This is a genomic window from Rhodopseudomonas sp. G2_2311 (assembly GCF_047501505.1).
GTDB classification, from domain to species: Bacteria; Pseudomonadota; Alphaproteobacteria; order Rhizobiales; family Xanthobacteraceae; genus Rhodopseudomonas; species Rhodopseudomonas palustris_H.
Map to the genome: position 1 here is coordinate 189681 of NZ_JAZDRK010000004.1, position 23986 is coordinate 213666.

The following is a 23986-nucleotide window of genomic DNA, read 5'->3' on the forward strand; positions in this document are numbered from 1 at the left end:
TCGTGACATTTCCGACCAGTCCCCCGCCGCTCGCGCGAGCTTTGGCGGAGCGTAATTATCTCCAGGCGACGCCGGTGCAAAGCGCGGTGCTGGCGCCCGACACGGTCGGCCGCGACCTGTTGGTGTCGGCGCAGACCGGCTCCGGCAAGACCGTCGCCTACGGGCTGGCGATCGCACGCGACGTGCTCGGCGACGCCGAGCAGTTCGAGCCCGGCGCCGCACCGCTGGCGCTGATCGTGGCGCCGACCCGCGAATTGGCGCTGCAGGTGCACCGTGAGCTGAGCTGGCTGTATCGCCACGCCGGCGCCCGCATCGTCTCCTGCGTCGGCGGCATGGACCCGCGGCGCGAGCAGCGCGAGCTGGCAGACGGCGCCCACATCGTGGTCGGCACGCCGGGGCGGCTGTGCGACCATCTGCGCCGCAACCGGCTCGACGTCTCGCAGCTCAAGGCCGTGGTGCTCGACGAGGCCGACGAGATGCTCGATCTCGGCTTCCGCGAGGACATGGAGTTCATCCTCGAAACCACGCCCGAGACCCGCCGCACCCTATTGTTCTCGGCGACGCTGCCGCGCGGCATCATCGCGCTGGCCAAGACCTATCAGCACGACGCGATGCGGATCGAGGTCGAAGGCGCCGAGGGCGGCCACGCCGACATCGAGTATCGCGCCATCCGCATCGCGCCGAGCGACGTCGAGCACGCCGTGGTCAACGTGCTGCGCTACGTCGAATCCCCGACCGCGATCGTGTTCTGCAACACCCGCAGCGCGGTGACGCATCTGCAGACCGCGCTGCTGGAACGCGGCTTCGCCGTGGTGGCGCTGTCCGGCGAACTCACCCAGAACGAACGCACCGGTGCGCTCAACGCGCTGCGCGACGGCCGGGCCCGGGTCTGCGTCGCCACCGACGTCGCGGCGCGCGGCATCGATCTGCCGAACCTCGGCCTCGTCATTCACGCCGAGCTGCCGAACGACGCCGAAGTGATGCAGCATCGCTCCGGCCGCACCGGGCGGGCCGGCAACAAGGGCATCAGCGTCTTGTTAGTTCCGCCGGCGCGGCGGCGGCGCGCCGAGCTGCTGCTGCAGCTCGCCGGCATCGAGGCGAACTGGGGCACCGCGCCGCAGGCCGACGAAATCCGCAGCCTCGATCAGCAGCGCATGCTGCAGGACCCGTTGTTCACCGAGGAGCCGACCGCCGAAGATCAGGCACTGGCGCAGGCGCTGCTCGCCGAGCGCTCGCCCGAGCAGATCGCAGTGGCGCTGGCGAGGGTCGTGCGGGCGCGGATGCCGGCGCCGGAGGACATTCTCGATCCCGGCGAACGCCCGGCCCGCGGCCGCGACGAACGTAGCGGCAAGGCCGCGCGCGAGCCGCGCGATCACGAGGCGCGCGACAAGGCGCCGCGGACACGCTCGGCCAAGGCCGGCGAGAAGCACGCGATGGCGGGCGGCGTGTGGTTTCGCGCCGCGATCGGCAAGCGCAAGAACGCCGAGGCGCGCTGGCTGCTGCCGATGATCTGCCGCCGCGGCGGCATCACCCGGCAGGACATCGGCGCGATCCGCATCCTCGATACCACCACTGAGTTCGAGATCTCGCCCGCCGCCGCGGACGCGTTCACGGCGCAGATCAAGCGGCCGGATCACGACGACAACATCCGGATCGAGCCGCTGATCGGCGCCAAGCCGATCCCGCCGCGCGAGGACAAGCGTCCGCCGCGGCCGGATGCGGACCGCAAGCCGGATCGCGACGCGAGACGTGCCAAGCGCCCCGACTCGTGGTCGCCGCTGTCCGGCGAACCGCTGCCCGATCCGCGCGAGCAGGACGCGCCGCGCCCCGGCAAGCGCGCGCCGCACGACGACGCTCCACGCGGCGGCAAGCCGGCGCGGTTCAAGGACAAGAGCTTCAAGGATAAGGGCTTCAAGGCGCGCGGCGAGGAGTCGTTCGAGGGCGATTTCAAAGCCAAGCCGTTCAAGAAAGACGGCTTCAAGGCGAGCAAGGCGAAGGGCGACAAGCCGGCCTATGTCAGCAAGGCCCGCCGCGCTGATCCATCGGCCAAGAACCCACCGTTCAAGAAGAAGGCGAAGAAGAAGTTTCGCTGAGGCGTGAGTTCAACGTGAGGCCGGCCTCGCGCCGCGCATCCCACAAATAACAAGGCCGGGGACAATGCCCCCGGCCCTGATGTCGTCACACTGACAGCGGTCGCTTACAGCGTCAGCTCGTGGCGGCCGACCACCATCCAGTGCACTTCGTCCGGACCGTCGGCGAAGCGGAGGTGGCGAACGTCGGTGTACATCTCGGCGAGCGGGGTCCACTGCGAGATGCCGGTGGCGCCGTGCATCTGGATCGCCTGGTCGATGATCTTGCAGGCGCGCTCCGGCACCATCGCCTTGACCATGCTGACCCAGACGCGTGCTTCCTTGTTGCCGAGCACGTCCATCGCCTTGGCTGCCTTCAGCACCATCAGCCGCATCGCTTCGATCTCGCAGCGCGCCTGCGCGATGATCTGCAGGTTGCCGCCGAGATGCGCCAGCTTCTTGCCGAACGCCTCGCGGGTCAGGCCGCGCGCCACCATCAGGTCGAGCGCCTTCTCGGCCTTGCCGATGGTGCGCATGCAGTGATGGATGCGGCCGGGGCCGAGGCGCAGCTGCGAGATCTCGAAGCCGCGGCCTTCGCCGAGCAGGATGTTCTCCTTCGGCACCCGCACATTGTTGAAGCGCATGTGCATGTGGCCGCGCGGCGAGTGGTCGTGGCCGAACACGTGCATCGGGCCGAGCACTTCGACGCCGGGGGTGTCGACCGGCACCAGGATCTGCGACTGCTGCTTGCTCGGCGCGGCGGTCGGATCGGTCTTGACCATCACGATCATGATCTTGCAGCGCGGATCGCCGAGACCGGAGATGTAGTACTTCTCGCCGTTGATCACCCACTCGTTGCCGTCGAGCACGGCCGAGGTCGAGACGTTCTTGGCGTCGGACGAAGCGACGTTCGGCTCGGTCATCACATAGGCCGAACGGATCTCGCCGTTGAGCAGCGGCTTGAGCCACTTCTCTTTCTGCTCAGGGGTGCCGACGCGCTCCAGCACTTCCATGTTGCCGGTGTCGGGCGCCGAGCAGTTCATCACTTCGGAGGCGAGCGGCGCCTTGCCGAGTTCGACCGCGATATAGGCGTAGTCGAGATTGCTGAGGCCTTCGCCGGTTTCGGCGTCGGGCAAGAAGAAGTTCCAGAGGCCCTCTTCCTTGGCCTTGGCCTTGGCCTTGCCGAGCAGATCGAGCTGTTCCTGCGAGAACGACCAGCGGTTCGGATTCTTCGCTTCCGCGATATCGAACTCCTGCTGCATCGGCTCGACGGTCTCGGCGATGAACTTCTTCACATGGTCGTAGAGCGGCCGGACGGCCTCGCTCATCCGCAGATCGTTGAGCGCGTCTTCGGGCGTGAGCGTGTAAGGGGTCTGGCGGGGGACGTAGGCCGTCTGCATGCGGGCGTGCTCCTCGTGGCTTTTCTTGGTTGCGTTTCTTGGCGTCGTTGGCGGGCCGTCCCGGGCGGACGGCCGCGCATCGGTTATAGACACGAACCCGCCGGGTTGTCTTGATCGAACTGCGTTTAAAACAGCGTGTGAACCTAATCCCGCATTGCGAAAAATCGTCTCCGCCGAACTCCACGTCGAACGGTTCCCCGCGTAGCAACGCACTCGCCCCGTGATCATCCAACGGCGTTGCGCTTGATTGCCGGGGGCCGAATGAGTGTTACCATCGACCCGATCCCGCCGCTTCAGCTCCATCGCTGCGGAGATCATCACCGAACGGAGCACGAGGTATGGCGGAAGTGATCAAGGCGACGATCGTGTTCGTGCTGTCGAACTTTTCCCTGAGCTTCTTCGTCATCGGCCTGCTGTTCGGGCTGGTCGCGATCGCGCGCGCGCCGAAGCCGCTGCGATTCCCGAACGTGATCGACCGGTTGCTGGCCTGGCACCTGTTCTGGTCGATCGGCGTCTGCTACTTCTACAACTTCGTGATGCACGGCTTCTTCGGCAGGATGTCGGCGGCGTTCATCGGCTGGGCCGACAGCCCGTTCCAGTTCGAAGTCGCCACCGCGAGCCTCGGGTACTCGGTCGTCGGCTTCCTCGCCGCGTTCCGCAGCTTCGATCTTCGCCTCGCCGCGATCGTCGGCCCCGGCCTGTTCACGCTCGGCGCCGCCGTCGGCCACATCAATCAGATGGTGACGCAGCACAATTTCGCCCCGGGCAACGCCGGCGTGGTGTTCTACACCGACATCCTCATCCCGCTGTTCGGCGCGACGCTACTGTGGCTGCAGCATCGCAGCCGAGCCGATCGCGTGACAAACCGGCCGTCGGCCGGGTGATCATCCCGAACGCAGCGCGTTGAACTTGCAAGCGCGCTTCCCGGACAAAAGGGAAGTCGACCGACGCCGCAGCAGGCTGCTCTGCGCCCCCATCTCGATCATGCCGATGGGCCGCCGCGAGCTTCTCGGCGCCCGAGCAGCGAGGACGCGCCGCATGCCCATCATCATGCTGAGTGCCGTGATCGGCATCCTGTTTCTGCAAGCGACCGGCGCGATCCCCGCAGGCAGCGTCGGCGGGCCGATGCTGATCGCGCTGGCCTTCCTGCTCGGCGCGTTAGCGGTCGGCATCCACGACGCCCGAACCAGCCGCCGCGGCCCGCTCGGCTGGTTCGTCAGCATCGCCGTCGCCCTCACCGGCGCCTTCCTCTCCGCCCCGCTCGGCGGCATGGCCGTGACCATGCTGCTCGCCCCGTTCGTGCATGGCTCATCCTCCCTCGCCGCCGCCGGCGGCCCGGTGATGGCCGCCGCGCTCGCGGGCGCGATGATCGTGACGCTGGCGGGAGCGTGGGGGGCGATCTGGGTGGTCAACAGATGGCGGTGAGCGGCGGCTTGGATAAAGCGAGCGCAGCGATCATCAAGTCCAGCTGACCAATGTGAGCCTGCCTATCTAGTCCCCGTCCCCGCCCGACAGCTATCCCCATCCGAGTGGCAATGGCCTCCGCTTATCGCGGAGCCCGGACCACTCACGTCGGCGCCGAATGGATCTCTTCCTTTCTTCCGAAGCGGCCAAGCCAAGGCCATCGCCCCGCAGAAAACAAGGATCAAAACCATCACGGCAATCAAATGGGACAACATGTCTTCGACCAGCCTGAATCCCAGATCTAAGCTACCGACTGACAATTCAATCGTAACGCGGTGCAGCGGCGGCGACAGTCAGCGCCGTGGGCCTGTAGCCTGGATGAAGCGCAGCGAAATCCGGGGAGCACTGCGCGCGCCGAACCGCCCTCCCCCATCGAACCGCCTTCCGCCTACGGCTTGACCGTGATGCCTGCGCTCTAAATATTCTAGCTAGATTTTCCAGCCAGAAAGAACCGCAAAATGGCCGAGCGGAGTTGGTCGGTGCAGGACGCCAAGAACCGATTCAGCGAAGTCGTCGAGGCCGCACGGCGCAGCCCGCAGACGGTGACCAAGCACGGTAAGCCCGCCGTCGTCGTCATCGACGTGGCCGAGTACGAACGCCTGCGGCGGTTCGAACGCGCGCAAGCGCCATCGTTCGCCGAAGCGCTGCTGGCGATGCCGCAAGACGACGGCGACTTTTCGCGCGACGCCGTGCGGATGCGCGACGTCGAGCAGTGACGTTCCTGATCGGTGCCGTCACGCTGTCTCAGACGACAAAAGCAGCTGCACTATCGTAGGGCGGGTTAGCCAAAGGCGTAACCCGCCGAACAGTCACAGGCGCGATCTCGGCGCGATGGCGGATTACGCTACGCTAATCCGCCCTACGGGCTGCTTGGCGCAGAATGCTCGGAAACGATAAATCAGCCTCGCCACTAATACGCATCCAATAGTAGCATTATCTCAAAAATGCACAATCCATGATTGCATTTCGTGCCTGCGACAGGTTAGCTTATTCGACGGCAGACTTATGAGCTTCGATGCAATGCCCTCCAAGCCACCCGATTTGAGCGAAGGTACATGGCTAGGAGCTACCATTGCAGTAGGAGGGCTTCTTTGTGGCATCGTGAGCGTTGCAGCGATCATCTGGAGTAGCCCGATTATACTACTTGGGATTGCTGCTGGAGCGGGCTGGGCTCTGAGCATTGCGTTTGCGGCGCTCTATTCGTCTCAGCGGACAGCAATACGAGCTCTTGAGACCGAGTTGGCGGCATCACGCAGCCAAGCTGCAGAGTGGAGCGCGTCAGCCAATAACGTCGCCACCTCTTTCCGAGCCGTACTTGAATTAGTTAGCTCAGCGCCCGGGGCGCCTCGCAGACGTCCCCGCCCTAAACCTGACTAGGGAACACAGCATGACTCCAGACGATTTGGATACAATTAATTACTTTCCGACGATCCGATCTCGTCAAGCCGAATTGAAGGGTTACCAGCATCTGAGAACCTCCACTAAGCAACGCATCCGGCCGTTAGTGTCTCTCGGCAAACTCGGACAATTAGACCAACCGGAGCGGATCCTCGAAACAATCCGGAACACCATCGGAGGAGAGGGCTTCGTCGATTTGAATTCTAACCCAGGGCAACAGTGCAGCGGTTTCGACGCACTTCGCGATCCTGCGGGCAATTATGCCGCTTGGCGCAACCTGTTTACGGGCGACAAGCAACTGACCCCGGCCGCCCTCCTCAGAGACAACGTCGCTGAACGGCCATTTGTCCGGCAAGTTCTTCAAATTGAAAACGACCATCAGGTTGTTGCTATCCGAGCGAAACGCCCTGCTCAGGACTTGCCGTTGCTGCAGGCGGCTCTATCTGCGGTCGATGACGTAAACAACGTGATGATCGTCTTAGATTTTGGCTATGTGCGTCCGTCCTTCGCCATAAAGGAGCAAGAAGCGCTTCGAGTTATCTCAGCCCTGCGGACCATCGACGAAAGCGCTCGTATTGTTGTAATGGCCTCCAGTTTTCCGAAAGCCGTCTCCGCATTTGGCGACCAGCGCGGTACACTGGAAATACTTGAAAGAGATTTTCATGCCCGCATTGGAGGCGATGAAGTCGCAATATACGGCGACCACGCCGCAATTTACCCTGAGCCCTTTGAACCCTCCATAAGCCGTTTTGTTCCCCGCATCGACTATTGCCTCGAGGGAGCATGGCTCTACGAAAGACGCCGGACAGACAATGGTGGGTACGTAGCGTGTGCCGATAGTATCGTAACCTCCCCTGACTGGGATGAGGCATTCTGCGACATGGCGTGGGGAGCCAGTATTATCAGACAAACGGCCGATGCCTGCACGACACCTGCTGGATTTAGAGCGCCTTCAAATTGGATCGCTGCGCGGGTGAATATGCACATTGAGCGACAAAATGAAGCCGCCGAACACTTGGCCGAAGACGAATTTGATGACGACAACTAAGCCCGACTAAGACGGCGCTTGAGAACTCGACCGGCAGGTGCCTCGAACAACAGAGGATGATCGTTCGCCAACTCTAACTCTGGCAAAGGGAAAAGAGGAAGCACAGCGTCATTCTGCTTGGCTTTCTTTTGATCAAATCGACGTAATGCGTCGATTGCTGCCAGAGTACCTACACTGGCCCGACGCTCAACAAATGCACGATGGCTCCTACGAAATCTCTGCTTGACGGCCTCCCGCGCTGCATTTGCAAGGTCAACCACCGGAAACTCGTTCGCCATCTCCTCAAGGATCGCACGTGGTGCGCCTTTGATGTACCTCACTCCGTTGCAACTCAAAAATCCCCTCAAGTCTGCGGCAGTCATCAATGATAACGCCGCGTCCAATTTCAATGGAAGAGCTCTAGAACGGACACGCTCCTTGAGACACCCGTCACTCTCTTCGACCCAAAGGCCAACACCATCGGGTAACATTTCCCGGACTTGCGCCTCAAAGCGAGGGGCCACCACAATTGTTAGCTTCTCGAAATGAGCCGCAAACGTATTAACCTGTCCAGGCAACCGAACGAGCCTATCGGCTTCAGACTTAATCTCGAATGCCCAGAGTCTTCCATTCGCTAAAACTATGTCAGCGCGTCTCGTCCAGTTGGCTACAGTCATCTCCGAAATTAGAACCGAGTCATCGTCCACGCGCTGCCCTTCGAGCAGGCGATCAATCACCGCCGCCTTCATCCTTTTCTCGGCCTGGACTGCGCTGACCATACAGGAACTCAAAGGGCTTTCGGTTGACCGCGCCTTAGACTCGCTCGCATCTAAAGGCTTGCAGCGAGGTTTTCAACGCCGATAAGTACAGTCCATGACGAATCATGGAGTGCCGTGCCAGCGAGGCTATGCCCATCCTGAGTATCGGATTAGCACTTGTCTATTCAGTAAAACGCACCGGAAAGGTTACTCTGGGGCTTTGTTTCTCGATGGATGGTCGGATCAGGCCCGGCCATGACGCTCTGAGGAGTAGCAGCGGCCGCGCAACGCACGACCGCCGCCTACCCCTATCAATACCGGTAGTGATCCGCCTTGAACGGGCCCTCGACCTTGACGCCGATGTAGTCGGCCTGGTCCTTGCGCAGCTCGGTGAGCTTGACGCCGATCTTGGCGAGGTGCAGGCGGGCGACCTTTTCGTCCAGCGTCTTCGGCAGCACGTAGACCTTCTTGTCGTACTTGCCCTGGTTCTGGAACAGCTCGATCTGCGCCAGCGTCTGGTTGGTGAACGACGCCGACATCACGAAGCTCGGGTGACCCATCGCGTTGCCGAGGTTCACCAGGCGCCCTTCCGACAGCAGGATCATCCGCTTGCCGTCCGGGAAGGTGATCTCGTCGACCTGCGGCTTGATGTTGTCCCACTTCAGGTTCTTCAGGTGCGCGACCTGAATCTCGTTGTCGAAGTGGCCGATGTTGCAGACGATGGCGCGATCCTTCATCGCGCGCATGTGGTCGATGGTGATGATGTCCTTGTTGCCGGTGGCGGTGACGAAGATGTCGGCGATCGGCGCCGCGTCTTCCATGGTCACCACCTGATAGCCTTCCATCGCCGCCTGCAGGGCGCAGATCGGATCGACTTCCGACACCATCACGCGGCAGCCGGCCTGGCGCAGCGAAGCAGCCGAGCCCTTGCCGACGTCGCCGAAGCCGGCGACCATCGCGACCTTGCCCGACAGCATCACGTCGGTGCCGCGGCGGATGCCGTCGACCAGCGATTCACGGCAGCCATAGAGGTTGTCGAACTTCGACTTGGTGACCGAGTCGTTGACGTTGATCGCCGGGAACAGCAGCTTGCCGGCCTTCTCCATGTCGTACAGACGATGCACGCCCGTGGTGGTCTCTTCCGACACGCCCTTGATGTTCTTGGCGAGCGTGGCGAAGTAGCCCTTCGGCTTTTCTTTCAGGATGCGCTTGATCAGCGCGAAGAAGATCTCTTCTTCTTCCGAATTGTGCTGATCGAGGAACATGGTGTCGCCGTTCTCGGCGCGCAGGCCCTGATGCACGAACATGGTGGCGTCGCCGCCGTCGTCCAAGATCATGTTCGGGGTGCCGCCGTCCGACCAGTCGAACAGCTTGGCGGTGTAGTCCCAGTAATCCTTCAGCGTCTCGCCCTTGACGGCGAACACCGGAATGCCGGCAGCGGCGATCGCGGCGGCGGCGTGGTCCTGGGTCGAATAGATGTTGCACGACACCCAGCGCACCTCGGCGCCGAGCGCCACCAGCGTCTCGATCAGCACCGCGGTCTGGATCGTCATGTGCAGCGAGCCGGCGATCTTGGCGCCCTTCAGCGGCTGCTTCGGGCCGTATTCCTCGCGGGTCGCCATCAGGCCCGGCATTTCGGTCTCGGCCAGCGAGATCTCCTTGCGGCCGAACTCGGCGAGGCCGATGTCCTTGACGATGTAATCGGTGAACTTGGCGGTCATGCGGATGGGTTTCCTGATGTCTGTGTCAGTCGAACTGAGCACTACGAACTGAATCGGGCAGTTTGAGGCAGTGCATTTGCGCTCCCTCTCCCCCGGGGGGGGGGGCGGGGGGGGGGCGGGGCGCGTCGCCGCGAGGCCGAGAGGCTCGGCTGCGCTGAAGCGCCCCCTCACCCGACCGCTTCGCGGTCGACCTCTCCCCGCAGGCGGGGAGAGGTTGAGAGGGCGGGTATCGCTCTAGTTACACCGCACGCTTCATGGCGTCGGCAAGATCGGTCTTCTCCCAGGAGAAGCCGCCGTCGGCGTCCGGGGTGCGGCCGAAATGGCCGTAGGACGAGGTCCGGGCGTAGATCGGCTTGTTGAGGTCGAGGTGGGTGCGGATGCCGCGCGGGGTCAGGTCCATCACCTCCGCCACGATGGTCTCGAGCTTGTCCTCGGCGACCTTTCCGGTGCCGTGGGTGTCGATGTAGATCGACAGCGGGCGCGCCACGCCGATCGCGTAGGCGAGCTGCAGGGTGCACTTGTCGGCGAGGCCGGCGGCGACGACGTTCTTGGCGAGGTAGCGCGCCGCATAGGCTGCCGAGCGGTCGACCTTGGTCGGGTCCTTGCCGGAGAACGCACCGCCGCCATGCGGGGCCGCGCCGCCGTAAGTATCGACGATGATCTTGCGCCCCGTGAGGCCGGAGTCACCATCCGGGCCGCCGATGAAGAACTTGCCGGTCGGGTTGATGTGCCAGATCGTCTTGTCGGTGATCCAGCCGGCGGGCAGCGCCTGGCGCACATACGGCTCGACGCAGTCGCGAACCTGGTTCGAGGTCAGATCCTCGACGAGGTGCTGATGCGACACCACGATCTCGCGGACGTATTGCGGCTTGCCGTTCTCGTACTGGATGGTCACCTGGCTCTTAGAGTCCGGACCGAGCACCTTCTCCTTGCCGGAGTGGCGGGCTTCCGAGATCAGCCGCAGGATCTTGTGGGCGTAGAAGATCGGCGCCGGCATCAGGTCGGGCGTCTCGTTGGTGGCGTAGCCGAACATGATGCCCTGGTCGCCGGCGCCCTCTTCCTTGTTGGTGCCGGGCTGCAGCGCGTCGACGCCCTGCGCGATGTCGGCCGACTGCGGATGCAGCAGGATCTCGATATCGCAGGTCTTCCAGTGGAAGCCGTCCTGCTCGTAGCCGATGTCCTTGATGGCTTCGCGGACCACGTGCTCGATCTGCTCGTTGGTGACCGAGGCCGGGCCGCGGGTCTCGCCGGCGATCACCACCTTATTGGTGGTCGCCAGCGTTTCGCAGGCGGCACGGATCGCCCACGGATCGATCCCGGCCTTCGGCCCTTCGCGGTAGAACAGATCGACGATCTCGTCGGAAATCCGGTCGCAGACCTTGTCCGGATGGCCTTCGGACACGGACTCACTCGTGAACATATAAGACGCGCGCATCACCAACCCCTTGTCCGCCGGACCCCGGCGGTGTTTTCGTGAAAGATACCTATCCTGAGAGATGTCAGTCGCGCCTGCGCGAGATGACGTAGGATTCGTCGTTGAACCAGAGACCGCTGTGCTTGCGCAGAACTTCTCTGGTGGCTTCCAAGTACTGGCCGTCCCGGGTCACTTCCGTGAGCCGGTCGTCCTCGATCTGCGCGACATACACCGCGGCATTCCATGCTGCAAAGGCCGTCGAATTGCCGATCGGTCCGGTGACCTCATTGGGCAAAGCCTCCATATCGTAGCGAAAGATCGAGCGGTTATCGGCATAGGCATTGAAGTTCAGGTCTCTACCAGCCGAGCCGAGCTCGTATTTGACCGCGCGCAACAATTCGTGGCGGCTGACCGAGAACGGGTTCTCGTCCGGCCAGATCGATTGGACGATTTCCAATCCGGGATCGTGGCCGTGGGAATGGATGCCGATCAGCCGGCCGCCGGGGCGCAGCGCGCGGGCCAGCGGCGCGATGATCCGCTTGGCCCGGAAGTTGACGGATGATTTCGCCCGGTAGGGCTGCGAGGCGATGATCAGGTCGAAATTGGCCTCGGTGCGGCCGGCGCGCGGGATCACGGCGTCGAGCAGGAAGCGGTGGTCCTCGCGGTACAGCACGATCGCGACCGGGCGCTCGTACACCGGCATCCCGGTGCGGGGGCTGACATTGGCGCGCCAGTTGTCCTGCAGGAACGGCGCCAGCTCGGCGATCTGGGTCTCGAATTCGCCCGAAGAGCCGCCGCGCAGCGCCACCTCGTGCCAGATCATCCCGGCGGCGGCCGCGGAGGACGCCGGCGTCAGCCAGGGCGCCTCGGCATAGTTCATGTTGGTGAACACGAACACCGAGGCCGGGTGCTCGAACAGCCGGTCCGGCACCTTGTCGAGCGTCAGCCGCAGGTCTTCGACGCTGAGCTCCTTGCCGGAGACGTAGAACGGTATCTGGGGAAACCGCCCATGCATCGCGCGCAACACGCGCGCCAGCACCGTCCCGTCGCCGCACCCCGCATCGAACACGCGCAGTGCGGGCGGGCGCGGGTGGATGTTGGCGAGCTCCAGCGCGACGCGGTCCGCCACCACCCGCTTTTCCCCGCAAGTGTGGACAAACAATAGATATTTCTGGCGGTTCTCGAAGAACCGGAAGTTGCTGCGCGGGTCCCGCCGCTCCAGCGGCACCACCAGCCCCCGCGGCGGCGGCGCAACGCCCAGCCCAGCAGCAACAAACGCCTCAATCCGCTCCAGAGTGTCCAGTGTGATGCGTTTACCCTCGCGCAGCCGGTACACCAGCTTGCCGTCATTGACCGCACGCCGGCCGAACGTCGTCTCGGCCATCCCGGCCTGACGGCAATAGTCCGATATCCGGTTGAGAAGCTGGTCGTTATTCATGCAACGGCGGGGTGGGCAGTTCCACTTCGGTGAAGTCCCTTAGCACGCATTTCCCACCGCCGGAAGGGCGACGATGAGATGAGTACCATCGATAAATCGGTGCAAATCCGATTAAGCGCCTAATAGTCTGTCATTGGGAAACAGCAACCCATCTGCTAAGAGGCGGGCGAGCCCTGGAACGGCTCGGTAGCCTACGGAACGGATTGAGCGATGCGCATCACGATGATCGGGACGGGTTATGTGGGGTTGGTGTCTGGGGCTTGCTTTGCGGACTTCGGCCACCAGGTGACCTGCGTCGACAAGGATGCCGGCAAGATCGCGGCCCTCCATCGGGGCGAAATTCCCATTTACGAACCGGGACTTGACGAGCTGGTCGCAGCCAACGTCAAGGCCGGGCGGCTCGACTTCACCACCGATCTGACCGCCCCGGTGGGCGAAGCGGACGCGGTGTTCATCGCCGTTGGAACTCCGTCGCGTCGCGGCGACGGTCATGCCGACCTGTCCTATGTGTATGCGGCTGCAAAAGAAATCGCCGCTGCCCTAAAGGGCTTCACTGTCGTGGTGACCAAGTCGACGGTCCCAGTCGGCACCGGCGACGAGGTCGAGCGGCTGATCCGCGAGACCAATCCCACGGCCGACGCGGCGGTAGCTTCGAACCCCGAATTCCTGCGCGAGGGCGCCGCGATCCGCGACTTCAAGTTCCCCGACCGGATCGTGATTGGCACGGCCGACGAGCGCGCCCGCAAGGTGATGGGCGAGATCTACCGCCCGCTGTCGCTGAACCAGGGCCCGCTGATGTACACCGCGCGGCGCACCGCCGAGCTGATCAAATACGCCGCCAACGCGTTCCTGGCGACAAAGATTACCTTCATCAACGAGATGGCCGACCTCGCTGAGAAGGTCGGCGCCGACGTCCAGGACGTCGCCCGCGGCATCGGCATGGACAACCGGATCGGCTCCAAATTCCTCCACGCCGGCCCCGGCTTCGGCGGCTCGTGCTTTCCCAAGGACACCCGCGCGCTGGTGCAGACTGCCCATGACCACGACGTGCCAGTGCGGATCGTCGAAGCGGTCCTCGCCGTCAACGACAACCGCAAGCGTGCAATGGCTCGCAAGGTCTCACACGCGCTCGGCGGCAACATGCGCGGCAAGACCATCGCGGTGCTCGGCCTGACCTTCAAGCCGGACACCGACGACATGCGCGAAGCGCCGTCGATTCCGCTCGTCACCGGGCTGACCGACATGGGCGCCCGGGTGAAGGCGTTCGATCCCGCCGGCATGGCGCAGGCCAAGGCGGAGCTGCCGGATATCACCTATTGCGAAGACGCCTACGACTGCGCCAAGGGCGCCGACGCGCTGGTGATCGTCACCGAGTGGGTGCAATTCCGCGCGCTCGATCTGCCGCGGCTGAAAGCCGCAATGGCCCAGCCGATCGTCGTCGACCTGCGCAATATCTACCGTCCCGCCGAAATGGCCGAGCACGGCTTCGACTATCACAGCGTCGGCCGCGGCGACGCGTAGTTACGCCGCCGGCGCTGCTGATTTCTTAGCGCCGGCCGCGGCGGCACGGCACCCGCCTCTCCGATCTCCATCCTGCTTGCTGATCGCGCCGCACCAGCGGTCGCGGTCGCGCGCCCTTGCGCAACACTATTGACCGACCGTTCGGTTAAGCTTTACGATCAGCAGAAAGCATAAGGTGCGATCGGCGCGGTCGGCGTCGTATACAAGGCACCGGGATTGGATCAGGCCAAAGACGCTCGCAAGAAGCGCAGCCTGCAACGGAGGAAACAGATTCATGTCTCGCTACACGCATGTCCTGCGCAGCGTCGCCGTCGGCGCGACGGCTCTGGCGTTGTCCAGCTTCTCGCTGATGCACGGCGCATTGGCGCAATCCACCATCAAGCTCGGCTCGGTGCTGTCGATCACAGGCCCCGCGTCGTTCCTCGGCGATCCCGAGGACAAGACGCTGAAGATGTATGTCGAAAAGATCAACGCCGCGGGCGGCGTCGACGGCAAGAAGATCGAACTCGTCGTCTATGACGACGGCGGCGACGCCAACAAGGCGCGCACTTTCGCCACCCGCCTGGTCGAGGACGACAAGGTGGTGGCGATGATCGGCGGCTCGACCACCGGCACCACGATGGCGATGATCCCGGTGTTCGAGGAAGCGCAGATCCCGTTCATCTCGTTTGCCGGCGCGGTCGAAATCATCGATCCGGTCCGCAAATACGTGTTCAAGACCCCGCACACCGATAAGATGGCGTGCGAGAAAATCTTCGAGAACATCAAGGCGCGTAAATTCACCAAGGTGGCGATGATCTCTGGCACCGACGGCTTCGGCTCGTCAATGCGGGCGCAGTGCCTCAAAGTCGCGCCGAACTACGGCGTCAGCATCGTGGCCGAAGAAACCTACGGCCCGCGCGACAGCGACATGACGGCGCAGCTCACCAAGATCAAGGCCGCTCCGGGCGTCGAGGCGGTGGTCAATCCCGGCTTCGGCCAGGGCCCAGCGATCGTCACCCGCAACTACGCGCAGCTCGGCATGTCGTCGACGCCGTTCTACCAGAGCCACGGCGTCGCCTCGAAGAGCTTCATCGAGCTCGCCGGCCCGGCGGCGGAAGGCGTGCGGCTGCCTGCTGCCGCGCTGCTCGTCGCCGACAAGCTGCCGGATAACGATCCTCAGAAGAAGGTCGTCACCGAGTACAAGGCGACCTACGAAGACACCACCAAGCAGCCGGTCTCGACCTTCGGCGGCCACGCTTACGATGGCCTTTACATCCTGGTGGATGCGATGAAGCGGGCGAAGTCGACCGATCCGAAGAAGGTGCGCGACGAGATCGAAGCCACCAAGGGCTTCGTCGGCACCGGCGGCATCGTCACCATGTCGCCGACCGACCACCTCGGCCTCGACCTGTCGGCGTTCCGGATGCTCGAGGTCAAGAACGGCGATTGGATGCTGGTGCAGCCGGGAAGCTGATCAAAACTCGGATGTCATTCCGGGGCGCGGGCGCCAGCCCGCGAACCCGGAATCTCGAGCTAACAACTTCTGGATTCCGGGTTCGCGCGTTTCACGCGCGCCCCGGAATGACGAGAGCTCTGGGCGATCTGCCGCGCGTTCAATCGATCTGAAAGTCACTCCGGCGCCATGTCCGAACTGCTGCAATTCTTGATCTCGGGGCTGACGGTCGGAGCGGTGTATGCGCTGGTCGCGCTCGGCTTCACGCTGGTCTATCACGCCTCCGATGTCGTCAATTTCGCCCAGGGCGAATTCGTCATGCTCGGCGGTATGGTCACCGTGTTTGCGTACGCGGCTGGCGTGCCGCTACCGCTGGCAGCCCTGGTCGCGGTGATCGTCGCCGTGGTGGTCGGGCTGCTGCTGTATTGGCTGGCGATCGCGCCGGCGCGCGGCGCCTCCGCGGTATCGCTGATTATCATCACCATCGGCGCCTCGATCCTGCTGCGCGGCGCGGCCCAGATCGTGTTCGACAAGCAATTCCACAAGCTGCCGGCCTTCTCCGGCGACATGCCGATCCACCTGCTCGGCGCGGTGATTCAGCCGCAGAGCCTGTGGGTGCTCGGCGGCGCGGCGCTGGTGGTGGTGACGCTGTACTACGTGATGGAGCGGACGCTGATCGGCAAGGCGGTGGTCGCCACCGCCGCCAACCGGCTCGCGGCGCGGCTGGTCGGCGTCAACGTTGCCACCGTGATGGCGCTCGCCTTCGGCGGCTCGGCCGCGATCGGCGCCATCGCCGGAATCCTGATCACCCCGATCACCCTGACCAGCTACGACGTCGGCACGCTGCTGGCGCTGAAAGGCTTTGCCGCCGCGATGCTCGGCGGCATGGGCAATCCGCTCGGCGCCGTGATCGGCGGCCTGTTGCTGGGCCTGTTGGAATCGTTCGGCGCCGGCTACGTGTCGTCGACCTATAAGGACGCCATCGCCTTCATCGTCATCCTCGCCGTGCTGTTCGTCGCGCCGCAGGGGCTGGTCGGCCGTCGCACCGTCGAGCGGGTTTGAGTGATGCTGAACCTGTTCGGACGCCGGTCCGTCATTCTGGTCACGCTCGCCGTCGTGATGGCGGTGCTGCCGCTGCTGTTTCCATCGAGCTATTACTTTCGGGTCGCCTCGCTGGTCTGGGTGTCGGCGCTTGCGGCGATCGGGCTCAACATTCTGATGGGCAAGGCCGGCCAAGTCAGCCTCGGCCATGCCGGGTTCTTCGGCATCGGCGCTTATGCGGTGGCGATCGGACCGGCGCATTTAGGCCTCAACGCGCTGCTCGCGGTGCTGGTCGGCGCCCTGCTCTCCGCCCTGCTCGCCTTTCTGGTCGGCCGCCCCATCCTGCGGCTGAAGGGGCATTACCTCGCCATCGCCACGCTCGGGCTCGGCGTGCTGGTGGCGATGGTGATCACCACCGAGAGCGGTTGGACCGGGGGGCCTGACGGCATGCCGGTGCCGAAGCTCAGTCTGTTCGGCTGGCGCGTCTCCGGCTCGAACACCTGGTACTGGATCACGGCGGGGCTGCTGCTGATCGGCACCTGGTTCGCGCTCAACCTCGACGACACACCCACCGGACGTGCCTTCCGGGCGCTGCATGACAGCGAGATCGCCGCGCGCACCGCCGGCGTGCACGTCGAGCGCTTCAAGCTGCAGGCCTTCGTCATCGCGGCGGTGTACGCCTCGATCGCCGGCTCGGCGCTGGCGATGATGAACGGCTTCGTCAATCCGGATCAGGCGGGCTTCCTGCATTCGGTCGAGCTGGTGACGATGGTGGTGCTCGGCGGCCTCGGCTCGATCGTCGGCAGTATCGTCGGCGCCGCGGTGCTGGTGGTGCTGCCGCAACTGCTGACGGTGTTTCAGGATTATGAGCATTTCCTGCTCGGCCTGATCATCATCGTGTCGATGATCTTCATGCGCGACGGCATGGTGCCGATGCTGGCAAAGCTGACCATGAGGGCGCGGCGATGACGCTTCTGAAGGTCAGCGATGTCGGCATCGCATTCGGCGGCGTCAAAGCGATCGACGGCGTCGGCTTCACGGTGGCGCCCGGCGAAATCCTGTCGATCATCGGCCCGAACGGCGCCGGCAAGACCACGCTGTTCAATGTCGTCTCCGGCATGTACGCCGCCGATCACGGCCGGATCGAGCTGGACGGCCGCGACGTCACCGGCTTGCCGCCGGACGAACTCGCCACCCGCGGGCTATCGCGCACCTTCCAGAACCTGCAGATCTTCCACCGCATGACCGCCGCCGAAAACGTGATGGTCGGTCGGCATCTGCAGGAGCGCTGCAGCCTGTTTGCCGATCTACTGCGCCTGCCCTCGGTGACGCGGCAGAACCGCGCCACCCGCGCGGCAGCGCTGATGCTCCTCGATCAGGTCGGCCTACGCGACGTCGCCGACGTCGCCGACGTCGCCGCCGGATCGCTGTCCTACGGCGCCAGCAAGCGGCTGGAAATCGCCCGCGCGCTCGCCGCCGAACCGCGAGTGCTGCTGCTCGACGAGCCGGCAGCCGGGTGCAATTCGGTCGAGACCGAGGAAATCGACCGCCTGATCTGCCGCGTCGCCGACCAGGGCATCGCGGTGGTGCTGGTCGAACACGACATGAAGCTGGTGATGAAGATCTCGCATCGCATCCTGGTGCTCAATCAGGGCCGGATGCTGGTCGAGGGCACGCCCGACGAGGTGCGGCACAATCCGCTGGTGGCGGAAGCCTATCTCGGACGCCACGGGGCGCGGGAGGCGGCGCGTGCTTGAGGTAAAGGACCTGCACAGCGGCTACGGCCGGATCGACGTCCTCAAAGGCATCGGCCTCGAGGTGCGTGCCGGCGAAGTCGTCGCGCTGATCGGCTCCAACGGCGCCGGCAAGACAACGCTGCTGCGGGCGCTGTCCGGCGTGCAGCCGGTGTCCGGCGGAGAAATCCGGTTTCTCGGCCAACGCATCGATAAGCTGGCGCCGCACAAGCGCGTCGGCCTCGGCATCACGCAGTCGCCGGAGGGGCGCCAGATCTTCGGCCCGCTCAGTGTCGCCGACAATCTCAGGCTCGGCGCTTATTTGCGCAAGGACGACGGCATCGAGGCCGACCGCGAGCGCGTCTATTCGATGTTTCCGATCCTGAAGGACAAGCGCGACCAGCAAGCCAGCGGCCTGTCCGGCGGCCAGCAGCAGATGCTGGCGATCGGCCGCGCCCTGATGGGCCAGCCGAAGCTGCTGCTCCTCGATGAGCCCTCGCTCGGGCTTTCGCCGATCCTGGTCGACCAGATCCTCGACGCCGTGGTTGCGATGCGCAACAGTGGCATCACCATCCTGCTGGTCGAACAGAACGCCGCGGCCGCCCTCGAAATCGCCGACCGCGGCTACGTGATCGAAACCGGCCGCATCGTTCACGCCGGCCCCGCCGCGGAGCTGCTCACCGATCCGAAGGTGAAGGCGGCGTATCTGGGGATTGATTGACGGCAGGCGATAGGCGCGTCGTCAGTCTCCCTCCCCCACACCGTCATTCCGGGGCGCGCGGAGCGCGAACCCGGAATCTGGAGCTGTCGAGCCCCGACATCACCATAACTCCTGGATTCCGGGTTCGCTCGCTTCGCGAGCGCCCCGGAATGACGGTGTCTCCTAGATACGCAAATGGCCGGGACAAGCCCGGCCATCAAGCAGATCCAAAGGTTGGAACGAGACGCTTACTTGCCCCAGACGTCCCAGGACACTTCCACCGCGAGGCGGAGCTTGTCCCACTGCTCCTGCTCGGACAGGATGTTGCCCTCTTCGGTCGAGGCGAAGCCGCATTGCGGCGACAGCGCGAGCTGGTCGAGCGGCACGAATTTCGACGCCTCTTCAAGCCGGCGCTTGATCGCGTCCTTGCTCTCCAGCTCGCCGAACTTCGAGGTGATGACGCCGACCACCACGACCTTGTTGCCCTTGGGCAGGAAACGCAGCGGCTCGAACCCGCCGGCGCGCTCGGAATCGTATTCCAGGAAGTAGCCATCGCAGTTGATGCCGCCGAGCAGCGTCTCCGCCACCGGCTCGTAGCCGCCGGACGAAATCCAGGTCGAACGGAAATTGCCGCGGCAAACGTGGGTGGTGATCACCATGTCGGCCGGCCGATCGGCGATCGCGTAGTTGATCACCCGCGCATAGATCTGCTGCAGATTGTCCGGATTGTCGCCGCGGGCACGCGCCTTCTGCAATTCGTCCTGTGAGCACAGATACGCCCACACGGTGTCGTCGAATTGCAGATAGCGGCAGCCGGCGTCGTAGAACGCCTTCACCGCCTTGCGATAGGTCTTGGCGAGATCCTGGAAAAAGCCGTCGAGATCCGGATAGACCTCGCTGGAGATCGCCTTGCGGCCGCCGCGGAAGTGCAGCACGGCCGGCGACGGAATGGTCATCTTCGGCGTCACATGCGCGATGTCGGCGTGCTTCTTGAGGAAGCGGAAGTGATCGAGCATCGGATGGTCATCGGGGAAGTCGAGCTTGCCGATGACGCGGATCGAATCGTTGCGGGTCTGCACGCCGGCGAACTGAATGCCGGTGTCGGGATGGTAGAGCTCACAGCCGGTGAGATGGCTCAGGAAGTCGAAGTGCCACCATGAGCGGCGGAACTCGCCGTCGGTCGCGAGCTTCAGCCCGATCGCCGACTGCTTATGGACGACCTTCTCGATCTCCATATCCTCGATCTCGCGCAGATTGGCGGCGGTGATCTCGCCCTTCTCCAGCTTGGCGCGGGCTTCCTTGATCTTCTGCGGCCGCAGCAGGCTGCCGACCTCGTCGGCGCGGAACGGTGGCTTTGTTCTTTGCGTCATTGTCACTCCCCAAAGTCAGCTCTTGGCTCCGCCGGAGACGCCCAGATAGCGTTCCAGCGTTGCGGCATCATCCTTCAGCGCCGCGCTCGCCGCATCATGCACGATCGCGCCGCGTTCCAATATCACAACCCGATCCGCGAGCTGGAGGATTTTTCGCGCGTTCTGCTCGACGATGATCGAGCAGATGCCGCCGGAGCGGGTGATGGTGCCGAGCGCGGTTAGCAATTCGTCAACGATGATCGGCGCGAGGCCCTCGGTCGGCTCGTCCAGCAGCAGCACCTTAGGATTGAGCGTCAGCGCACGGCCGATCGCCAGCATCTGCTGTTCGCCGCCCGAGAGCTGATTGCCGAAATTGCTGCGGCGCTCCTCCAGCCGCGGAAACATCTCGTACACCCGCGCCACCGTCCACGGCCCCGGCTGCGCCACCGCGGTGAGGTTCTCCTCGACGGTGAGGGACTTGAAGATGTTGCGCTCCTGCGGCACCCACCCAATGCCGGCGCGCGCCCGCTGATCCGGGCGCAGCGCGGTGACATCGACGCCGCCGACCGCAATGGTGCCGGAGAAGCGGCGGGTGACGCCGACGATGGAGTTGATCAGCGTGGTCTTGCCGGTACCGTTGCGGCCGAGCAGCGCGAGCACTTCGCCTTCGGCAAGACGCAGCGACATCGACGGCAGCACCACCGCCTCGCCGTAGCCGGCGCGGAGCTTGTCGATCGCGAGCAGGTCAGACATTGGCCAGCTCAGGCATTTCGCGTCCAGACATTACGAGCTCAGACATGGGCATCCTCGCCGAGATACACCGCCTTGACCTGCGGATCGCGCGCAACCTCTTCAGGCGTGCCTTCGGTCAGCAGCGCACCGGAGACCAGCACGGAGATGCGGTCGGCGAAGGAAAACACCAGGTCCATGTCGTGCTCGATGAGCAGCACCGTCACCTCGCGCGGCAGGCCGGCGACCACGGCGAGAATGTCGTGGCGCTCGCTCTCCGGCACACCCGCGGCAGGCTCGTCGAGCAGCAGCACCCGCGGCTTGGTAGCGATCGCTACCGCGATCTCAAGCAGCCGCTGCTTGCCATAGGGCAGCGTGCCGGTCGGCTCGTTCATCACGTCGAGCAGCTTGAAGCGCTCGAGGTTCTCGGCGATCTCGCCGTTGATATCGGTGCGCGTGCCCATCCGCCGCCACCAGTCGCCGCCATGGCCGGAGCGCTCCGACACGGCAAGCCCGATGGTCTCGAGCGGCGTCAGGTCGGCATAGAGCTGGTTGATCTGGAAGGTGCGCGACAGCCCGCGCAGCACCCGCTTATGTACGGGCATATGGGTGATGTCGTGGCCCTCGAGCAGGATGCGCCCGCCGTTGGGCTTGAGCACGCCGGTGAGCTGATTGATCACCGTGGTCTTTCCGGCGCCGTTGGGACCGATCAGGGCATGGCGCGCGCCGGCTTCGACACTGAGCGACAGGTTGCGGGTGACGTTGAGCCCGCCGAAGTGCTTCTCCAGCCCGATGGTTTGCAGCGCCAGGGTCATTTCGCGCCTCCCGCCGCCGGCTTACCGCCGCGCACCGCGCGCGCAATCGCACGCGGCAGGAACAGCACCCAGCGATGCAGCCGCTCGCGGCCGATCAGCACGATCACCACCAGCACCAGGCCGATCCAGAACAGCCAGTATTGCGGCGTAAGGATCGAGAAGGTCTCCTGCAGTAGCTTGAACACCACCGCGCCGATCAGTCCGCCATACAGATAACCTGTGCCGCCGAGCACCAGCACCAGGATCAGATCAGCCGAACGCTCGAACGAGAACACGTCGAGCGAGGCGAGCTGGGTGGTCTGGGTAAACAGCGCGCCGGCGATCCCCGCGTAGAACGCCGCGAAAGTGTAGATCGCGACCAGCCGGCTGTTGACCGGGATGCCCACCGCCGAGGCGCGCAGCGGGTTGTTGCGGATCGCGCGCAAGCTCAAGCCGAAAGGCGAATGCACCACCCGGCGCGCCAGCAGGAACAGCACAAACAGGACTGCAACGGTGTACCAGAACCCGACCTTGCCGAAGATGTCGAACTCGAAGATGCCGAGCAGCGGCTGCATCACGATCCCCTGCAGGCCGTCGGTGCCGCCGGTGATGTTGGAGAACCGCTCCGCCAGCGCTTCGAGCAGCAGCGCGATGCCGAGCGTCACCATCAGCCGGGTGAGATCGACGCCGCGAATAACCAGGAAGCTAGTGGCGAAGCCGAGCACAGCGGCGGCGAGGCCTGCGACCAGCAGCGCCAGCACCGGCTCGCCGACGATGCCGTGCAGCGCCAGCAGGCCTGCGCTATAGGCGCCGACACCGAAGAATGCTGCGTGGCCGAGCGACACGATGCCGGCATAGCCGAGGATCAGATCCAACGACAGTGCGAACAGGCCGAGCCGCACAATCTCGGTCATGATCAGATAGCGCGACGGAAACAGCAGGCCGCAGCCGATCAACACGGCCCAGAACGCCAATTCAGACCAGTGCCATCGCGCGGTACGGCGGGCGTGGAAGCCGACAATTTCGGGAGGAGTCGACATGCTCATCAGCGCGCCGCGGTGCGGCCGAACAGGCCATTGGGACGCCAGATCAGGATCACGATCATGATGGTGTAGATCACGAACGGGCCGAGCTTGGGCAGATAGTATTTGCCGGCGACGTCGCCGATGCCGAGCAGCAGCGAGGCAAGGAAAGGCCCGGTGATCGAAGAGGAGCCGCCGACGGTGACGACGATCAGGAAGTAGATCATGAACTTCAGCGGGAAATACGGATCGAGCCCGAGGATCTCGGCGCTCAGCGCACCGCCGAAGCCGGCCAGCCCGCAGCCGAACGCAAAGGTCAGCGCGAACACCTGCGGCACGTTGATGCCGAGGCCGGATGCGACGCGCGGATCATCGACCGCGGCGCGCAGCCGACTGCCGAACCGTGTCTTCGCTAGGGTCAGTTGCAGGCCGACGGTCAGAAGGCCGCAGATCACGATGATCATCAGCCGGTAGCGGCCGATGCCGACGCCGAACAGGTCGATCTGCCCCTGCAGTGCCTCCGGCAGCTGCATGAACACCCGCGACGAGCCCATGATGTAGTCGACTGCGGCGACCGACATAAACACCAGCCCGACGCTGAACAGCACCTGATCGAGATGGGAGCGGGTGTAGAGATGCCGGTACAGCAGCCGCTCCAGCACCGCGCCGATCGCGGCGCTGGCGAGGAAGGCGAGCGGCAGCGCAGCGAAGAACGGCCAACCGGCGCGATTGACCAGCACCGCGCAGACATAGCCACCGGCCATCGCGAAGGCACCGTGCGCGAGATTGACGAAATTCATGAGGCCCAGCGTCACCGCCAGCCCGCACGCGAGCACGAACAGCAGCATGCCGTAAGCAACGCCGTCGAACAGGATGGTGAGCAGGGTCATCGCGATTCAATCATCAGCGTTCGTCATTCCGGGATGCGCCCCTCTTGGGGCGCAGGCCCGGAATCCATACTCCCTGCAGGGGT

21 protein-coding genes are annotated in these 23986 nt (G+C 64.3%); 11 read left to right on the forward strand and 10 right to left on the reverse strand.

The features are described 5' to 3' along the window. The first annotated feature begins 2 nt into the window (after positions 1-2). On the forward strand, positions 3-2093 hold the full coding sequence (locus VRZ08_RS08590) for a DEAD/DEAH box helicase (protein ID WP_414532291.1): 2091 nt from the start codon (positions 3-5) through the stop codon (positions 2091-2093). Between the two features lie 104 nt (positions 2094-2197). Here VRZ08_RS08590 and VRZ08_RS08595 read toward each other — a convergent pair whose 3' ends face one another. Next, the gene (locus tag VRZ08_RS08595; RefSeq protein ID WP_414532292.1) at positions 2198-3469 is read right to left on the reverse strand and encodes an acyl-CoA dehydrogenase family protein; all 1272 of its coding nucleotides are present in this window, start codon (positions 3467-3469) and stop codon (positions 2198-2200) included. A 338-nt stretch (positions 3470-3807) separates the two neighbouring features. Between VRZ08_RS08595 and VRZ08_RS08600 the strand changes: the two genes are divergently transcribed. From VRZ08_RS08600 to VRZ08_RS08615, 4 genes are all read left to right on the forward strand, one after another. Beyond that, positions 3808-4353, forward strand: a complete 546-nt coding sequence (locus tag VRZ08_RS08600) for a DUF6790 family protein (RefSeq protein ID WP_414532293.1) — start codon at positions 3808-3810, stop codon at positions 4351-4353. Between the two features lie 154 nt (positions 4354-4507). Continuing rightward, positions 4508-4894, forward strand: a complete 387-nt coding sequence (locus VRZ08_RS08605) for a hypothetical protein (protein ID WP_414532294.1) — start codon at positions 4508-4510, stop codon at positions 4892-4894. A 518-nt stretch (positions 4895-5412) separates the two neighbouring features. Beyond that, positions 5413-5649: a type II toxin-antitoxin system Phd/YefM family antitoxin gene (locus VRZ08_RS08610; RefSeq protein ID WP_414532295.1), complete on the forward strand. Its 237-nt coding sequence runs from the start codon at positions 5413-5415 to the stop codon at positions 5647-5649. Between the two features lie 671 nt (positions 5650-6320). Beyond that, entirely contained in the window at positions 6321-7379 is a 1059-nt protein-coding gene (locus VRZ08_RS08615; protein ID WP_414532296.1) for a beta family protein, read from the forward strand. On the opposite strand, the gene VRZ08_RS08620 is transcribed toward VRZ08_RS08615, so the two are convergent. The 4 genes from VRZ08_RS08620 to VRZ08_RS08635 form a co-directional block, all read right to left on the reverse strand. Beyond that, positions 7376-8137, reverse strand: a complete 762-nt coding sequence (locus VRZ08_RS08620; protein ID WP_414532297.1) for a sce7726 family protein — start codon at positions 8135-8137, stop codon at positions 7376-7378. The genes VRZ08_RS08615 and VRZ08_RS08620 overlap by 4 nt on opposite strands. Before the next feature lie 290 nt (positions 8138-8427). Next, a complete protein-coding gene (gene ahcY, locus VRZ08_RS08625) occupies positions 8428-9837 on the reverse strand; it encodes an adenosylhomocysteinase (RefSeq protein ID WP_414532298.1) in 1410 nt (469 codons plus the stop codon). 238 nt (positions 9838-10075) lie between these two features. Further along, positions 10076-11272, reverse strand: a complete 1197-nt coding sequence (gene metK / locus VRZ08_RS08630) for a methionine adenosyltransferase (RefSeq protein WP_107345697.1) — start codon at positions 11270-11272, stop codon at positions 10076-10078. Positions 11273-11336: 64 nt separating this feature from the next. Next, complete coding sequence (locus VRZ08_RS08635) at positions 11337-12689, reverse strand: hypothetical protein (RefSeq protein WP_164573095.1); 1353 nt, start codon at positions 12687-12689, stop codon at positions 11337-11339. Between the two features lie 210 nt (positions 12690-12899). Here VRZ08_RS08635 and VRZ08_RS08640 point away from each other — a divergent pair, with 210 nt between their 5' ends. The 6 genes from VRZ08_RS08640 to VRZ08_RS08665 all read left to right on the forward strand — a co-directional run bounded on the left by VRZ08_RS08640 (position 12900) and on the right by VRZ08_RS08665 (position 19140). Beyond that, the gene (locus VRZ08_RS08640) at positions 12900-14210 is read left to right on the forward strand and encodes a UDP-glucose dehydrogenase family protein (protein WP_414532299.1); all 1311 of its coding nucleotides are present in this window, start codon (positions 12900-12902) and stop codon (positions 14208-14210) included. A gap of 274 nt (positions 14211-14484) precedes the next feature. Next, positions 14485-15666, forward strand: coding sequence for an ABC transporter substrate-binding protein (locus VRZ08_RS08645; RefSeq protein ID WP_414532300.1), 1182 nt, complete (start codon positions 14485-14487; stop codon positions 15664-15666). 168 nt (positions 15667-15834) lie between these two features. Continuing rightward, positions 15835-16707, forward strand: a complete 873-nt coding sequence (locus tag VRZ08_RS08650) for a branched-chain amino acid ABC transporter permease (RefSeq protein WP_414532301.1) — start codon at positions 15835-15837, stop codon at positions 16705-16707. A gap of 3 nt (positions 16708-16710) precedes the next feature. Further along, entirely contained in the window at positions 16711-17655 is a 945-nt protein-coding gene (locus VRZ08_RS08655; protein WP_107356686.1) for a branched-chain amino acid ABC transporter permease, read from the forward strand. Next, positions 17652-18443, forward strand: a complete 792-nt coding sequence (locus VRZ08_RS08660) for an ABC transporter ATP-binding protein (RefSeq protein ID WP_414532302.1) — start codon at positions 17652-17654, stop codon at positions 18441-18443. Before VRZ08_RS08655 ends, VRZ08_RS08660 begins: the two co-directional genes overlap by 4 nt. After that, positions 18436-19140, forward strand: a complete 705-nt coding sequence (locus tag VRZ08_RS08665) for an ABC transporter ATP-binding protein (protein ID WP_414532303.1) — start codon at positions 18436-18438, stop codon at positions 19138-19140. Before VRZ08_RS08660 ends, VRZ08_RS08665 begins: the two co-directional genes overlap by 8 nt. A 227-nt stretch (positions 19141-19367) precedes the next feature. Here VRZ08_RS08665 and VRZ08_RS08670 read toward each other — a convergent pair whose 3' ends face one another. Genes VRZ08_RS08670 through VRZ08_RS08690 form a run of 5 tightly spaced genes read right to left on the reverse strand, consistent with a single transcriptional unit; the run spans position 19368 to position 23903 of the window. Further along, on the reverse strand, positions 19368-20489 hold the full coding sequence (locus tag VRZ08_RS08670) for a cobalamin-independent methionine synthase II family protein (RefSeq protein WP_414532304.1): 1122 nt from the start codon (positions 20487-20489) through the stop codon (positions 19368-19370). 15 nt (positions 20490-20504) lie between these two features. Continuing rightward, positions 20505-21221, reverse strand: a complete 717-nt coding sequence (locus VRZ08_RS08675) for an ABC transporter ATP-binding protein (RefSeq protein ID WP_264053227.1) — start codon at positions 21219-21221, stop codon at positions 20505-20507. A 38-nt stretch (positions 21222-21259) separates the two neighbouring features. Beyond that, positions 21260-22012, reverse strand: coding sequence for an ABC transporter ATP-binding protein (locus tag VRZ08_RS08680; protein WP_414532305.1), 753 nt, complete (start codon positions 22010-22012; stop codon positions 21260-21262). Then, the gene (locus VRZ08_RS08685; protein WP_414532306.1) at positions 22009-23037 is read right to left on the reverse strand and encodes a branched-chain amino acid ABC transporter permease; all 1029 of its coding nucleotides are present in this window, start codon (positions 23035-23037) and stop codon (positions 22009-22011) included. The genes VRZ08_RS08680 and VRZ08_RS08685 overlap by 4 nt, the downstream gene beginning before the upstream one ends. Then, positions 23037-23903: a branched-chain amino acid ABC transporter permease gene (locus tag VRZ08_RS08690; RefSeq protein WP_164573241.1), complete on the reverse strand. Its 867-nt coding sequence runs from the start codon at positions 23901-23903 to the stop codon at positions 23037-23039. Before VRZ08_RS08690 ends, VRZ08_RS08685 begins: the two co-directional genes overlap by 1 nt. Positions 23904-23986: the final 83 nt, after the last annotated feature.